Annotated in this window: 14 protein-coding genes and 2 pseudogenes; 2 read left to right on the top strand and 14 right to left on the bottom strand. The window is 65.9% G+C overall.

Going from position 1 to position 14,284, the window contains the following annotated elements; translation table 11 throughout:
- Positions 1 to 10: 10 nt before the first annotated feature.
- The 10 genes from KF707C_RS08035 to KF707C_RS29000 all read right to left on the bottom strand — a co-directional run bounded on the left by KF707C_RS08035 (position 11) and on the right by KF707C_RS29000 (position 8,287).
- On the bottom strand, positions 11 to 2,890 hold the full coding sequence (locus KF707C_RS08035; protein ID WP_003451241.1) for a conjugative transfer ATPase: 2,880 nt from the start codon (positions 2,888 to 2,890) through the stop codon (positions 11 to 13).
- Positions 2,890 to 3,324 (bottom strand): TIGR03751 family conjugal transfer lipoprotein, encoded by a 435-nt coding sequence (locus KF707C_RS08030; protein ID WP_036992627.1) that lies wholly within the window; start codon positions 3,322 to 3,324, stop codon positions 2,890 to 2,892. Before KF707C_RS08030 ends, KF707C_RS08035 begins: the two co-directional genes overlap by 1 nt.
- Positions 3,305 to 4,741, bottom strand: a complete 1,437-nt coding sequence (locus KF707C_RS08025; protein ID WP_003451243.1) for a TIGR03752 family integrating conjugative element protein — start codon at positions 4,739 to 4,741, stop codon at positions 3,305 to 3,307. The genes KF707C_RS08030 and KF707C_RS08025 overlap by 20 nt, the downstream gene beginning before the upstream one ends.
- Positions 4,731 to 5,645, bottom strand: coding sequence for a TIGR03749 family integrating conjugative element protein (locus KF707C_RS08020; RefSeq protein WP_003451244.1), 915 nt, complete (start codon positions 5,643 to 5,645; stop codon positions 4,731 to 4,733). The genes KF707C_RS08025 and KF707C_RS08020 overlap by 11 nt, the downstream gene beginning before the upstream one ends.
- Positions 5,642 to 6,340, bottom strand: coding sequence for a PFL_4703 family integrating conjugative element protein (locus KF707C_RS08015; RefSeq protein WP_003451246.1), 699 nt, complete (start codon positions 6,338 to 6,340; stop codon positions 5,642 to 5,644). The genes KF707C_RS08020 and KF707C_RS08015 overlap by 4 nt, the downstream gene beginning before the upstream one ends.
- On the bottom strand, positions 6,337 to 6,747 hold the full coding sequence (locus tag KF707C_RS08010) for a TIGR03750 family conjugal transfer protein (RefSeq protein WP_003451247.1): 411 nt from the start codon (positions 6,745 to 6,747) through the stop codon (positions 6,337 to 6,339). Before KF707C_RS08010 ends, KF707C_RS08015 begins: the two co-directional genes overlap by 4 nt.
- Positions 6,748 to 6,759: 12 nt before the next feature.
- Positions 6,760 to 7,128: a TIGR03745 family integrating conjugative element membrane protein gene (locus KF707C_RS08005; RefSeq protein WP_003451249.1), complete on the bottom strand. Its 369-nt coding sequence runs from the start codon at positions 7,126 to 7,128 to the stop codon at positions 6,760 to 6,762.
- 22 nt (positions 7,129 to 7,150) lie between these two features.
- Positions 7,151 to 7,390 (bottom strand): TIGR03758 family integrating conjugative element protein, encoded by a 240-nt coding sequence (locus KF707C_RS08000; RefSeq protein WP_003451251.1) that lies wholly within the window; start codon positions 7,388 to 7,390, stop codon positions 7,151 to 7,153.
- Positions 7,387 to 7,731, bottom strand: a complete 345-nt coding sequence (locus KF707C_RS07995) for an integrative conjugative element protein, RAQPRD family (RefSeq protein ID WP_036992632.1) — start codon at positions 7,729 to 7,731, stop codon at positions 7,387 to 7,389. The genes KF707C_RS08000 and KF707C_RS07995 overlap by 4 nt, the downstream gene beginning before the upstream one ends.
- Positions 7,732 to 8,071: 340 nt before the next feature.
- Positions 8,072 to 8,287 carry a hypothetical protein gene (locus tag KF707C_RS29000; RefSeq protein WP_059396312.1) on the bottom strand — a complete coding sequence of 72 codons (216 nt, stop codon included), beginning with the start codon at positions 8,285 to 8,287 and terminating at the stop codon, positions 8,072 to 8,074.
- On the opposite strand from KF707C_RS29000, the gene KF707C_RS07990 reads away from it, so the two are divergent.
- Positions 8,216 to 8,587, top strand: a complete 372-nt coding sequence (locus KF707C_RS07990) for a transposase (protein ID WP_079452554.1) — start codon at positions 8,216 to 8,218, stop codon at positions 8,585 to 8,587. The genes KF707C_RS29000 and KF707C_RS07990 overlap by 72 nt on opposite strands.
- A gap of 104 nt (positions 8,588 to 8,691) precedes the next feature.
- On the opposite strand, the gene KF707C_RS07985 is transcribed toward KF707C_RS07990, so the two are convergent.
- The 3 genes from KF707C_RS07985 to KF707C_RS30220 form a co-directional block, all read right to left on the bottom strand.
- Positions 8,692 to 10,059, bottom strand: coding sequence for an IS1182 family transposase (locus tag KF707C_RS07985; protein WP_003451255.1), 1,368 nt, complete (start codon positions 10,057 to 10,059; stop codon positions 8,692 to 8,694).
- 103 nt (positions 10,060 to 10,162) lie between these two features.
- Positions 10,163 to 11,080, bottom strand: coding sequence for an AEC family transporter (locus KF707C_RS07980; RefSeq protein ID WP_003451257.1), 918 nt, complete (start codon positions 11,078 to 11,080; stop codon positions 10,163 to 10,165).
- A 95-nt stretch (positions 11,081 to 11,175) separates the two neighbouring features.
- Positions 11,176 to 11,445 (bottom strand): helix-turn-helix domain-containing protein, encoded by a 270-nt coding sequence (locus tag KF707C_RS30220; RefSeq protein ID WP_075746132.1) that lies wholly within the window; start codon positions 11,443 to 11,445, stop codon positions 11,176 to 11,178.
- A gap of 26 nt (positions 11,446 to 11,471) precedes the next feature.
- Between KF707C_RS30220 and KF707C_RS07970 the strand changes: the two are divergent.
- A pseudogene (locus KF707C_RS07970) lies at positions 11,472 to 12,626 on the top strand (ISL3 family transposase).
- Positions 12,627 to 12,877: 251 nt separating this feature from the next.
- On the opposite strand, the pseudogene KF707C_RS07965 reads toward KF707C_RS07970, so the two are convergent.
- A pseudogene (locus KF707C_RS07965) lies at positions 12,878 to 13,965 on the bottom strand (IS5 family transposase).
- Between the last annotated feature and the right edge of the window lie 319 nt (positions 13,966 to 14,284).

Here is a 14,284-nt window from a genome sequence, read left to right as displayed (position 1 = left end):
GTTGCTCCCTTCAGGCCAACGTGTCCAGCGTCAGAGGTTCGATGCCCCGCGCACGGTCGATCTTCTCGGCCACGCGGAAGGCCGCATCCAGCTCGCTGATGCCGTGCTGCTGCATCAACTGGAAGCGTTCGGCCTTCTCCTCCGGCTCGGTCATCGCCATCGCCAGGTAGAGGCTGGGCGGCACGGCGCGGAACAGCACTTCCATGCTCTTGGAGAGGATGACGCCCTCGCTGAACTTGCCGGCTTCCTTGCGGGCCGAGAGCATCAGCGCCTTCTGCGACGCATTGAGTTCGCGGAACCGGGCGATCTTCTCGACTTCATCGGGCGGCATCGACAGGCAGATCCACCACTCGATCATGTTGAGCATGGGCTCGGCCGCTTTCGGCAAGTCGTCCAGGTTCTGCGTGGCGAGCCAGAACCAGGCGCCGAGCTTGCGCCACATCTTGGTGATCTTGACCACGTAGGGCGCGAGCAGCGGGTTCTTGGTGATGATGTGACCTTCGTCCGTCACGTTGATGATCGGGCGGCCCAGGAACTGGTCGCGCTCGGCGATGTTGTTGACGGTGTTGATGAGCGAGATGTAGGCAATGGAGAGCTGCGCGTTGTAGCCCTCGCGGGCGAAGGTGGCCAGGTCCACGATGGTGATGTCGACTTCCGGCCACGGCGTGCCGGGCCGGTCGAACATCTCGCCATCCACGCCCTGGCAGAACATGTCCATGGCGTCGGCCATCTCCAGCAGGCGTGCGCGCCGCATCTCCGGCAGCGTGGCATCGCCGGCGCGCTCGCGCAGCGCGTCGCGCACATCGCGCGTGAGCACCGTGCGTTCGTCCGCCACGCAATGCCGGGCCGCATCGAGAATGCACTGGCGGATCAGGCTGCGGTCGGCGCGGGTCATGCGCGCTTCTTCCTTGTCCTCGCCGCCGGTGATCATCAGCCGTGCAGTGATCTCCAGCTCGCCGAGCACGTCGCGCTGCTCGTCGCCTTCCACGGCCATGCCGGCATCGGGCTGATCTTCGTCGAGCGCATCGGCGTCCAGCGTCTGTACCTGGCTCGGCGTATCGACCAGGCGCCAGGCGTCGGCGAACGGCGCCAGACTGACGCCCGCGCCGGGCGCGAGCTTCACCCGATGCACGGTGAGGCCCAGCCGTGCCGCGAAGTCGCCGAACAGGCCGAAGCTGTTGCCCGCCTCGACGATGAACAGGCGCGGCCGATAGATCGCCGTCACCTGATTCAGGATGTTGTTGAGCGTCGCGCTCTTGCCCGAACCCGTGGGGCCGAACAGGAACAGATGCGCGTTCATCTGGCGGTCGAGGCGGTTCAACGGATCGAAGGTGATCGGACCGCCGCCGCGGTTGAAGAACGTGATGCCCGGATGCCCCGTGCCCTGGCTGCGGCCCCAGACCGGCGCCAGGTTCGCCGCATGTTGCGCGAACATGAGCTGGGTGTACCACTGGCGCTTGTCGGCAGCCGGATCGAACACGCACGGCAGCCAGCGCAGATAGCTGTTCAGCGGCGCCACCTCGTCTTCCTCGCGCACCGGCTGCAGGCCCGCGTTGAGCATCACGTTGACGAGTTGCAGGCCGCGCGCGTCGAGCTGGGCCAGGTCGCGGCCGCGCAGGTAGAACGCCAGTGCGCCGCGGTAGAGCTTGTGCGCGCTGCCGATCAGGCCGCGCGCCTGCTGCACGTCCGCACGCGTCTGCTCCGAGGCCAGGGTCTCGCCGACGGCCTTCCTGGCGAGGTGGTTCAGGTGCGCCTCCAGCACGTCCTGGGGCGTGGCGACCAGCGTCAGGCACATCACCGTGTCCTCGGGCATCTGGTCGAACAGCGCGTTCATGGCGTCGCCGCCTTTGCGCGTCTCGCCCGTCAGATGGCCCGTCACGGGTGGCGTGCGCAGGCGATCCATCACGATCACCCGATGCGGCATGCCGTCGAAGAACCAAAGGCCGTTGGGCACGTCCGAGCGTGGCTGGCCGAAGAACAGGCGCTGCGCGAAGTCGGTGCCGCTGGCGAGTTCGATCTCGCCCTCTTCCCGCTCTTCCGGGTAGCGGGTCAGCGCATAGAAGCGTTCCCGGTCTTCGGCAGTGGCGCCGAGCAGGGTCGGGTTCGGGTTGAACCAGCGCAGCAGCCAGGCGTGGATGTCCGCCGCGCCGAGACGCCGGGCTTTCACGCCGGCATTCGCCAGCCCGCCGACCAGGCGGTCGCAGATCGTGGTCAGCGCCTGCTCGGGCGACTGGCCGCGCCGCGGGGCCGCGGACGTGCGGCGATAGACCACCATGCGCACGCGCCGGACCTGGCCGCGCCACCGCAGGCGCGTCACCGTGGTGTCCTCGAACAAGCCACCCGGCTTGGCGATGGCCTGCAGGTGATGGGCGAAGAAGCGCAGGTAGAAGTCGCTGAACGCGCTTCCCTGCGCACGCGGCTGCAGATAGTTCGCCAGTGAACGCAGATAGTTGTTCCAGTCGGCCTCGTCCTGGGCGTAGAGCTGCACCACCCAGGGGTTGTCGTCCAGCTCGTCGAAGGAGTCCTGCAGGGCGTTCTCCAGCGCATCGCGCGCCTGCCACAGCCAGGCCATCTCGCGGCCCTCGGTGCCGACCGGCGCCAGCTCGAAGAAGGCCGCCACCGACTGGCCATCTTCCAGCAACATGCACTTGCTGCCGTGCAGGTACTCGACCCAGGGCAGCAAGTCCGCGAACGACGGCGCGACGGTGTAGAGCGCATCGTGGTCGGCCTGGGTCGCTGGCCGGCGCCGGCCGGCGAGCGCGCCGCCGGGCTCCGGTATGCCCTGCGCGGCCAGCGTCGCGACATGCAACGCCCAGGCGTCGTCCGCCGCCTGCGCACCATCCGCTGGAGGGGCGGCTCCCTTGCGCGGCCACGGCAGCGACCAGGCCATCAGTAGTCCTCCACCCGCTCGCCCGGCATCGCGTACTGCACGCGCTGGTAGAGCGGGAACACCGTGCTGTAGCCGGGCACCGGCACCGGGTCGGTGCCCGCCAGGTGTGGGAACACGTACATCACCAGGTCGGGGTTCGGCAGGCGCTGGAACTGGCGGTAGATCTCGTTCTGCGCGGTACGGGTGTAGCGCGCCTGCACGCCGGGTGCCGCCTGCACGTCGGCCACGGTCAGCGGCCGGCGCAGGCCCTGGCGCGCGTCGAGCAGTTGCCGTGCGGTCTGGCCGCCGCCCGCGCTGCCGCCGGTCTCCTGCTGCCAGATGTCGAGCATGCTGCTGTCGCCGTGTAGCAGCAGCTTCTCCTTGCTGGTGGCGCAGCCGCCGAGCAAGACGGCCGCCAGCAGCACGGCAGTCGCGTCAATCCAGGTCCGAAGCATGGGCTTCTCCGATGCGGTGGTTCACCCGACGCCCCTGGGCGTCGTAGTCGATGTCGAGCGGCTGCTCCAGATGCACGGCCACCCTGGCGCCGGGCTGCACGTAGACGGCCGCGAAGGCCTGGCCATACAACTTGTTGACCCAATCGGCCATGTCGCGCACACCGCCGGCCAGGATGCGGCCCATCGCTTCGTTGCCGCTGATGCCGACGGTGCCCAGCGAGCCGTTGTTGTTGGCGACCACGGCCACGCTGCCGTTGTCGGACTTGATGAGCGAGGCCGCGCCCGCGCCGGCCGCGGTGATCAGCGCCTGGCTGCCGAGGTACTGCTGCGCGTTGCTGCGCCGCTCGCCGCTGACGCAGGGAATGCCGTAGGGATCGCTGATCCAGCCGAGGCCGCCTTGCGTGGCACTCGTCGTGCTGTTGGCGCTGGCTTGCCCGCTGCGCTGGTCCCGGTTGCCGTCCTCGGGCACCGTGCGGATGGTGCCGTCCTGGAACACGAACGTGACCGAGCGGATTTGCCCGCGCACGCACGACAGCGTCCAGTCGCCCGAGGCCGTGCCGCTGACCACGGCGCCGGCCACGTCGGGGATGTCGATGCCGTTGGCCGTGAGGTTGTCCGGGCCGATCAGCACCTTGAAGGGGTACGGGTCGTTGACGGTTCCGTCGATCGGCACGCGCCCGATCAGCGCCGTCATGGCAATCGACCCCATGAGCGTCGCGTTCGACGGCACGGTGTAGACAGCCTGCGTGGATGCGCCCACCGCGCTGCTGCCAACGTCGGCGACGGATTCCACTGCGGCCGACAGGCTTTTCTGGGCCGGCCCGAAGCTCTGGGGAAAGCTCGGCTCCTTGCTGCCTTTCGTGGCGTCGACCTTGGCGTCGTCGGGCTCGACCCACCGCATGCCGCTGGTGCCGCGCTCGAAGCGCTGGCCGTCACCCTCTTCCAGCCCCAGCCCGACGGGCAGGTCGGACGGGCCACCCTTGCCGGCAAGGCCGTCCAGTTGCCGCTGCAAGTCCTGCAGCAGACCCTGGGTCTGCTGCCTGTCGCTGGCCACCTGGGTGCGCTCCTGCTCCAGGCGGTTGCGCTCGCCTTCCAGCGCGCTCTGGATGCGCTGGTCGATCGCGCTTTCCCGCGCCCGCAGGCGCTCGTTCTCGGCCTTGTGCTGCCTGTTGTCGCCGAGCGCGCTCTGTAGCTCGGTGCGCAACTGCTTGACCTGGGCCACCAGCGTGGCGACGGTATCGCGCGGCGTGTCGCCGGCGATGCCCAGGGCCTTCATCTCCTCGGGCGTGAGCGTACCGGCCGCGCCCTTGGGCGCGGGCTGGCCGCCGGGGGCGCCGGAGAACAGCTTGATGCCGACGAACACCAGCAGCAGCGCCATCGGGATCAGCAGCCACTTGAGCAGCGGATTACTCTTCATCGCGCGCTCCTGCGGTCGAGCCGGCCGCGGCGGCCGGCGGCAGGTTCACGGTGGCGTCGATCGGGCTCAGCGCCGGCAGCAGCGATTCGGCCAGGCCGTGGCCGCGCGTGACCAGGTAGAGCACCGTGGTGTCGGACGGGGTGCCGGCCGGCCCCAGGTTCGGATGCTGGAAGGTCGCCGCCACGAAGTTCCCCTGCAGCGCGCGCGGGTCGAGGTCGAGCCAGCGCGCGGCGGTGTTGGTGAGTCGCACGGCCGTCACCCACTGGTCTTCCAGGCGCCACGCGGCCAGCGCCCGCGCGTGCACCGGCAGCGTCGGCAGCAGGGTGTCCAGCGCGAGGTCGCGGCGCAGGTTCACGCGCCCGATGCCGGACACCGGCTCGACGGTGCGCAGCGGCGCGTACAGGTTCTGTGCGGCATGGCGCGTCAGCACGATCGGTAGCGGCGTTTCGCGCCGGGGAACCGATTTGTCTGCGGGCGCATCGGCCTGCGCGTCCGCGCCACTTGCCGCACCGCCGCCGTAGCGCTTGGCGGGGGCTTCCGCTGCCACGATGCGCACCGGCTCCAGCGGCGCCTGGCCGTCCTGCGCCGGCTCGGCGGCGATGTCGAGCAGGATCAGCGCGCCGGATTCCACGTCCTGCAGTTGCAGCCGCGTTGGCGGAATCGGCTCGCTCGCCCGCAGGTAGATCGCGCCACCCGTACTCTGCACGCGCAGGTGGTCGCCAACACCGGTCGGCACGCCGACGCGCACATTGCGGTCGATGAAGACCACGCGCTCCTGGCCGACCACCAGCGGCAGCGGCAGGGGCAGCCGCTCCCAGCGCAGGATTTCCACGGCCTGGCTGGCCGGCACGAAACCGAGGGTCAGCAGGACGGCGGCCAGGGCCGACAAGACGACGGACTTCATGGGGAGCCTCCCTGCAGGCGGCCGGAGGCGTTGGCGGGCGTGCCGGCCCGGGTCGGCGTGGGCGTCGGCGGTGGTTCGATGCGCTGGGGTGCGCTGGCGTAGCAGTCCAGCGCCAGGCCGAAGGGGTTGCGCTCGGGGTCGATGTCCAGCCGGACGACCTTGATGGGGTAGCGCACCAGGGCGCGCTTGACCTGCTCGGAGCCGTAGTATTCGTCCGCGCTCACGTCGAGCGTGACGATCCAATCGCGGTCGGAGACCACCTTGACGCGCGTGGCCGGATTGTCGCCGTAGCCGCGGCCGGGAATCTCGTAGATGCCGCGCACGCGCTGACGCAACTCGCCCCTGGCACGCCGGTACTCGTAGTCCTGCTGCAGGAAGGCCCGGCAGCTCGGCGTCAGGTAGGCCGACAGCGCGCGCAGGTTGCGTGGATAGTCCTCTTCGCCGCTCGTGGGCCAGCGCTGTACCTGCTGCCAGATGTAGAAGGTGAAGGCATACACGCTCTCGGGCGGCACCTCCCACCACTTGCGCGTGCTGCCCGAGCGCAGGTCCGGCGGCACATGGATGGTGAGACTCTTCGGCGCAGTCCACCAACCGAAGCCGAGCAGCAGCACCACCGCGAACAGCGCGCCGGCGCCCAGGCGCAGCGTCCTCACGTGCGCCTGCAGGTGCGCAACCTCGTTCCTGAAACGGCTCATGGCGCCCCTCGATCGGCATTGCGCCGGGTCGTCCAGTAGCCCGAGCGGGTAATGAGGCGCTGCCAGCCCAGCAGCGCTGCCAGCGCCGGGTGCCGCAGGGCCAGCCGCCACTGGAGCTGCCGGTATAGCCAGGTCTCGGGCCGGCCGCGCTTCTGTGCGCGCAGGAAGCCGCCGCCGATGAAGACGCCCAGCGCGATACCGGCGACGATCAGCGTGGGCACCATGGCGATGCTGTGCGTGAGCCAGGCCAGCGGCACGCCGAGCGCGAACCCGGCGGCGGCCGACAGGCCGGCGCAGATCCACAACTCGTCGGCGGTCAACCCGCGCACGACCACCGGCTGGCGGTTCAGCCGGTGCGGCAGGAAGGTCACCAGCGTGTCGCGCGGGGTCTCCGCAGGGACGGCCATCGCTTGCCGCCCTCACAGCACGCCGGTGGCCTCGGTGAGCAGCCAGATGCCCACCACCAGCAGGATCGCGCCCACGGCGACCGTCAGGCCGAACTGCCCCCAGGTGGCGCGGCCGGCGTGGATCTCCGAGTAGCGGGTGTAGGCGTGGTAGCAGACGCCGACGAACATCGAGGCGACCACGAGCAGCGCGATCAGCAGCACGATGTCGTAGCCGTAGTTCTGCAGGGTCTGCAGGATGCCGCTGCCCTGGCCGCGCGATGGGTCTTCCATGGTCGGCAGGCCCTGCGCGAACGCGGATGGCGGCAGCCCCAAGAGCGCCAGCGGCAGCAGCGGCGCGGCGATGCGGGACGGAATGCGATGGGATGTCGTTGGCGTGTTCATGGCGTATGGCCCTTCGTGACGGTCAGGAGAGGAGGAAGAAGGCCAGCACCAGGTACATCGCCACGAAGCGCACGACGACGGCGAGGAACTGACGTTCAGTGATGCGGTGCTCGGCCCAGCCGACATAGGCGGTGCGCATGGCCCACACGCCCCACAGCAGCAACACGGCGAACACGAAGCCCAGCACCACGGCGGAGACGGCCGAAGGCGCAAAGCCGCCGTTGGCCTGGAAGGCGGCGACCTGATCGGCAGAGGGCGTCATGGCGACGGTTCCTCGTCGTCGGCGCGCTCGCGGCGGACGTAATCGCCGGCCAGCGGGACGGGATCGCGCGGCTGGGCGCGCTGGGGCACGAGGTAGTCCTGCAGGCCGGTGCGAACGCGCTGCAGGTCGGCGCGCAGCCGGGCGTAGTCGAAGTGGTAGCGGGCGCGCGCCTGCGGGGCGGTGCTGGTGGCGTGCTCGACCAGTCGGTCGATCAGGTCGAGCTGGCGCGCGAGCGCGGCGAGCTGCTCGTGTTCAGCGGTGGCATCGCCGGCCGATGCGGGCGATACGCCGGCCAGCGCGATGATCAGCGCCAAGGCCGGCACACGGCGGCAAGGGGTCATCGGGTTGCCATGGGGTGTCATCACGCCGTTCCACAGTCGTTTGGATGGCGGGATGCTGCGGTGGTCGGCTGGAACCTGCCGCAAACAATCGGAACGGGCTGCGAACCGGATTCACGTAATCTACTTCGTAGAGTGCCAAGCTAGCGCTTGCCGTGTCCGGCGTGCCCTGCGCCGGAGCAGCCAATCCACGACCGGGGCGAGCGCCGTTGGCAGCACCTGCACTTCTTCCAGTTTCGCGTCTCATCGATGCCCACCGCCGTGGGTGGGGTGCACGCAGTGAACTTCAGCGCGGCGCGGCGGCCGGGTGTGGACGAGACTAACGCCCGTCGCGGCCAGCGCTCTACGTGACGTTGTTCCATAATACCGATGCGCGGCGCTTGCTGTTCGCCACGCCGGGCCGGGATGCCCAGACCTTTGCGACGTTCGCAGCCGATCTGCGTGCGTATGGTGGCGAGCCCGACGCGATCACCGACATTGGCATCGACTGCCCAGGGCCTTCCAGGCGGGCGCGGCCAAGCAGCATCCGCAGGCGCGCCTCGCCTTCGATCCATTTCATGTGGTGGCGCTGGCCAGTCGGGCGCTCGACCAGGTTCGGCGTGCGGAAGTGAAGCTCGCGCCGGAGCTAAAAGGCAGTCGTTGGGCGTTGCTCAAGCGCGCGGCGCACTGGTATCGCAAACAGATCGACACCATGCATTGGCTGCAGCGCAGCGGCCTGAAGACAGCACGTGCCTTGCGCCTGAAAGAGGCATTGCGCCAACTCTATCAAGCACGCCACGCCGTTAGCCCTGCTCGACGGCTGGATCTCGTGGGCACGTCGCTGCCGGCTGTGGACGAATGGCTTCGCCTTCGCTCCTGATGCCCCTCTCGTGAACTCAAGTCCGACAGGCATATAGAACATTAGATTTTCCGGAAAACAGGCGTTTTTTTGCCAATTTCCCGGATTTATACCTATTTTTTTGCTCAATTTCCGATTTTCAGGCGTAATACGGCCATGCGTTTCAGGTTCCACGCCAGGCACACCAGCGTCCATTCGCCGCTGACCTTTTTCATTCCACGCAGCGAGAATTGCCGAAAGCCCAGCACCGACTTGATGATGCCGAACACCGGCTCCACCGTTTGCTTGCGCAACGCATACCGCGCACGACCCACCTTGGTTTTCAGCTTGTGCGCCATGTGCTGCGCCGGGGTGGCGTCGGCGGCCAAGGCCGGTGGCTCGGTGAAGCGCGCGCAGGGCGAGGGGTGATGCTCCTCTCGCTTGACCGCCATCAGCGGCTCGATGCTGCTCGCGGTGCAGGCGTTGGAATTGGCGGCGCGGTAGTAGCCGCTATCAGTCAGCAGTTCGCTGGGCTTGCCCAGCGTGGCGGGTAATTCGGCCAGTTGTGCCAGCATCGGCACGACTTGTTCCTTGTCGTTGCAGGCCTGGGTGACGGCTGGCGCCACCACCAGCATGCTGGTCGTATCCACCGCTGCCTGGGCGTTGTAGGCCTGTTCGAAGCCGCCGCCGGATACCGGCATGATGCGCGAGTCTTCATCGGTCAGGTTGATCTGATCTTTGGCCGTCGGCCCCGCAATGGGTGGCTTGGGGGCTTTGCCGCGTGGTTTCTTGCCACTGGCTTTGGCCTTTTCCTCCCGCTGCGCCAGCTTGGCCTGATACTCAGCTTGCTCCTTGGCGAAGCGCGCCTTGGCACGGGCTTGGATCTTGCTCTTCGCCTCGGCCATGGCCGCCAGGCGGGTTTCACGGCGAGCGATTTCCTCTGGCAGATTCATGCCGTCCGGGACGGCCGATTGATCCGCCTGCTCGGCCAGGGCGAATAGCGTCTGCACTTCGCTCTTGAGCTGATTTTCGAGTTGTTCGATATGCCCATGGGACAGCGCGCTATGGCGCGATGCGTTGGCGTGGATCTTGGTGCCATCCAGACTGATCGTGCCCAGCGTGAGCAGGCGCATTTCCTGCGCCATTTGCAGTACCTGCACGAACAGGCCGGCCAGTTCGTCGAGAAAGCGGCGGCGGAAGCTGGCCAGGGTATCGTGATCGGGATGAGCGTCAGCGGCGATGAAGCGGAAGGCCACCGAGTCATGGGTGGCGCGCTCGATCTTGCGGCTGGAGAACACGCCGGTGGCGTAGCCATAGATCAGCAGGGCCAGCAGCATCGACGGGTGATAGGCGCTACTGCCACGCCCGGCGTACGCTTTCTCCAGCGCGCTAAGATCACACCCGTCGACGACTTCGACGATAAAGCGAGCCAGGTGATTTTCCGGCAGCCAGTCTTCGATGGAGGGCGGCAACAGGTAGCTGGTGTGGCGATCGACTGGGCGGAAACGGCTCATGCTGGGTCTCGCTAAGGGCAGGCCGCCATGATCGCAGAAAACCATGGGAAAGACCGACAGGCTGCTAGCGATCGGATTCGAGTGATTTAGAGTTCCCGGCTCACTAAATGCTCCCGCCAAAGCTCTGCAGCAACATTATCAGCACGGTCAGAGTCAGAAAACCCAGGAGTGAGCTGGCGATCACCTGACTTGAGACGAAACGCGGTTCGGCATCGAATTCGGTTGCCAGGATTATCGTGAAGACAGCAGTGGGCATGGCCGCCATAACAATGAATGTATGCTGTGCAACACCTTCCAGACCCAACAGCTCACTGACCAGGTAGGCCAAGACGGCGCTGCCAATGAGCCTCAGGCCGAGTGCCGCCAATAGGCTGGCACCCCGGTCCAGGGCTACGCCTTTCTCAAGCTGGAAGCCCAGAATTAGCAGCATGATCGGAATTGAGGCCTGGCCCAGCATCTCTAAAGGCTGAGCGAGCGCGAGCGGCAGGGTTGTATCCGTGACGCGAAGCAGAAAGGCCAGCCCGATCGCCCATACTACCGGCAGCTTCAGGGTTTGTTTGAGGGGGCCGAGCCCCGCATTGTGGCTGCGCGCCGCGATGAAGACTCCCAGCGACCAGCCCAGGATGGCCTGGGATGCAAAAATGATGACCGCGACAGCAAGGCCTTCCTGGCCAAAGGCGAGCAGGGCCACAGGTAGGCCCATGTTGCCGGCGTTGGGAAATGCCGTGGCAAGCATAAACCCACTCTGCATGGGACGGTTGTGACCAAGGCTGCGGCTGAGCAGCGCGCTGACGGCCACCAGGCTGATGCTCATGAGCAGGATCGCGCCAACGATCCGTCCGGTCGCCTCCAACGGCAGGCTCGCATTAAGCAGAGAGTCCAGCACCAGCGCAGGTGATAGCAGGTATAGCATCATCTGGCTGAAAGGGGCCGCAGGGATATTGCGCCAGCGTTTGAGTCCGGCACCGGCCGCCGCGACAATCAGTATTGGCAGGATGACGTTGAAAAAAACGTTAGTCACAAGACGAAAGACCTCGGCCGAAGTTGCAGGAGCGCAGGGAAAATCTGGGAATCTTCAGTGGCGCTCAACAGAGGCTTCTCAGCCGTGCAGTTGCGCTAGCGGGTAATGAACGTGTGAGAAGATACGTGAGTCCATGATTCCGTGAAAGCAGCCTTGTCCAGACCGTGCCTTTTTATTTTATTGTAGAGGGTTTTACGAGGCAGCCCGAGCTGCAGCATGGTGTGCTTTATACTCCCGTGGCAACTGTTAAGGGCGCTCACCAGTGCGAGCGCTCGAGCATAGGAAGAATAAAGGTTCTTCGCGGATTCTGGGGAAAGAGCGCGTTGACAGGCAGGGAAGTGGGTAAATTGGCAGTCGCTCAACATCCCAACCCCCACACCCTGCTGTCGCCGTGCATCCTATTGATCTTGCCGCTTTCTGGCCAGGCTACGACGTCGTCGCCTCTCGCCCCGTAGCTGAGAATACCCTGCTGATCGAGCTCGAACCCCAGGCCACGCGAGTGCCCTGGTGTGGGCGCTGTCTACAGCCCTGTCCGTTGATTCACGAACGGCGTCTACGCCACGTGCGTGACCGCGACCTGCTGAATCAGCAGGTGCTGCTCCAATTGTCCATGCGTCGCGTCGACTGCCTGCGGTGTGGGCGGGTGACCGAACGGAACGATTGGCTGGAGCCGGCTTCCCGCCTGACTCGACGTTTGCAAGCCTGGCTCGAGGGCTTGTTGCGGATACTGCCCATCAGCCACGTCAGCCAGCTCACCGGCCTGCATTGGCACACCCTCAAGGCCCTCGACAAACGCCGCCTGGAAGCGGAGGCAGGCGTCATCGAGCCGGGCGACGTCCGGCGCCTGGTGATGGACGAGCTCGCCCTGCACAAGCGCCATCGCTACGCCACGGTGATCATGGATGCCGAGCGAACACGCGTGCTGTGGGTCGGCCACAGCCGCCAGGCGATTCGCCCATTCTTCGAGTGGCTCGGTGAGCATTGCCAGCACATCGAGGCGGTCGCCATGGACATGAACACCGCTTTCGACCTGGAAGTGAAGCGGCACTGCCCTCAAGCCGAAGTGGTGTACGACCTGTTCCATGGGGTGGCGCGCTACGGTCGTGAGGTGATCGACCGTATCCGCGTCGACCAGGCCAACCACCTTGCGCGATAACAAACCAGCGCGCAAGGTGGTCAAGCGCAGCCGCTGGCTGCTGCTGCGCAACGCTGAGCACCTCAAGGGCGGCCAAGCCGTGCAGGTGCAGGAATTGCTCGCCGCCAACCAGCCGTTGGCCACGGTTTATCTGCTCAAGGACGCGCTGAAGGAAGTCTGGTACCCCCGAGCGTCTGGGAAGGCTGGCAACGCTGGCGGGCCTGGCTACGGCAGGCCCGAGAAAGCGGCTTGGCACCGCTACACCGCGGCATCCTCGCCAGCGCTCGTTTTCCCATGCATACCAGCCTGCTGGAGGGCCTGAACAACCGTATCAAGGTGATCAAGCGCATGGCCTATGGTTTCCGGGACTCGGACTACTTCTTACTGAAAATCAAGGCCGCCTTCCCCTGAAAAGCATGATGAACCCTGAAAAACGCCTGTTTTCCGGAAAACCCATGTTCTATCTGCCTGCGGGGCTCAAGACCGACAGGCTGCTAGCAGGCCGTTGAAAAATTCGGCCTCGACTGCCCCAACCCGTTCGGGGTGTCGCTTTTTCAAGCGCTTGGGCCTAACGGAGGCCGCAAAAGGCCTGGATTCAGGCCTTTTTGACCGGTTTCAGCACTACTTTCACGCCTTTCGGCGTTTTTCGGGCGCACCTCGCCCTATACATGCGAGCCTCGCCACCAACCCGACAGACTCCCCAGTCGGATCAGGTTGTAGACCGAGAAGCCCAGCAGCAACTGGGCACTCAGCTTGGCGCGGCCGATCAGCTTAGTCTTGCGCAGGCCGCCAACCGTCTTCAGCCAACCAAAGCCTTCTTCGATCCGCTTGCGGATCTTCTGGCTGGTGGCGTACCCCGGGTGCCGCGTGGTGCGGCCGTCGATGGCACTGCCCTTGCGCTTGTGCGCCACATGCGGCGTCACCTTCAGCTCGCGCGCCCCCTGCACAAAACGCTTCTGGTCGTAATTCTTGTCCGCCCCCACCGTGCTGCCCGGCTTGGCCGTGCGCTCCAGCATCTCCAGGGTCGCCTCCACCTCGGCACGTCCATTGAACTCGGTGCATTCCACATCCACGATCAGGCCGTTGCGGTGCTCCATCATCGTGTGGGCCATGTGCGCCAGGCGACTGGCATCGCCATTGCTCTTGCGCGCCAACTTGGCTTCAGGATCGGTGGTCGACTGGTGGGTCGCGTTGCTGCGCTTCTCGCCCTTGAAGTCGGCATCGGGGTTGCGCGTGCCATCCTCCCGTGGGTCGCCGCCGTCCTTCTTGATGAAGGACTTGTGCGAGGCCCAGGCGTCGATCAGCGTGCCATCGACGCTGAAATGCTCGTCGCTGGCGTACTCGGACCATTCGTCCAGGGACTTGATGCGCTGAAAAAACAGGCGCGCTACATCCTGATTGAACAGCCGGTCGCGGTTCTGGCTGAAGGTCGAGTGATCCCACATGCGCTCGTCCATCGACAAGCCGACGAACCAGCGAAACAGCAGGTTAAAAAATCAATCTGCTCGACCAACTGCCGCTCGGAGCGAATGGTGTAGATCACTTGGAGCAACGAGGCGCGCAGCAGGCGCTCCGGCGCAATCGAGGCCCGTCCCAGGGTGGAGTACAGCCCGTCGAAGTCCCGATCCATCGACGCCAAGACAGCATCGACCAGCTCGCGCAGTGGACGCAGCGGGTGATCGTTCGGGATGCGCTGCTCCAGCGTCGTATAGCTGAAAAGCTCGTTTTGTTTGAGGTCGAGTCCACGCATAGGCTTAGGCTGGCTTCGGCAGAAGGGGATAGTCGCCATTTTGCCAGAGCCAGGCGGGCTCTGGCTTTTTTCAACGGCCTGCTAGAGCTTTCTGAGGGCGAGCCCAAGCAGGCTAGCCCGACCACCAATTTTTGTGAGGCCAGAGTCATTGGCGCGTGCCGACCACAAAGAAGGGGCGCGCAGGCGTCATGGCTCAGAACTAAAAGCAGAGCCAAAGACCAAAATCATTTGGCCCTTGGTTGACTTGCGTCATGTCCGGCTAAGGCATATCGTGATACGCATGATGCGTGCGTAGCTTGGCCCTTGGCTCCGTTGTAAC

Source organism: Pseudomonas furukawaii, assembly GCF_002355475.1.
GTDB lineage: Bacteria > Pseudomonadota > Gammaproteobacteria > Pseudomonadales > Pseudomonadaceae > Metapseudomonas > Metapseudomonas furukawaii.
The sequence above is the reverse complement of the archived record's forward strand: the minus strand, read 5'-3'. Positions and strand labels throughout refer to the sequence as shown.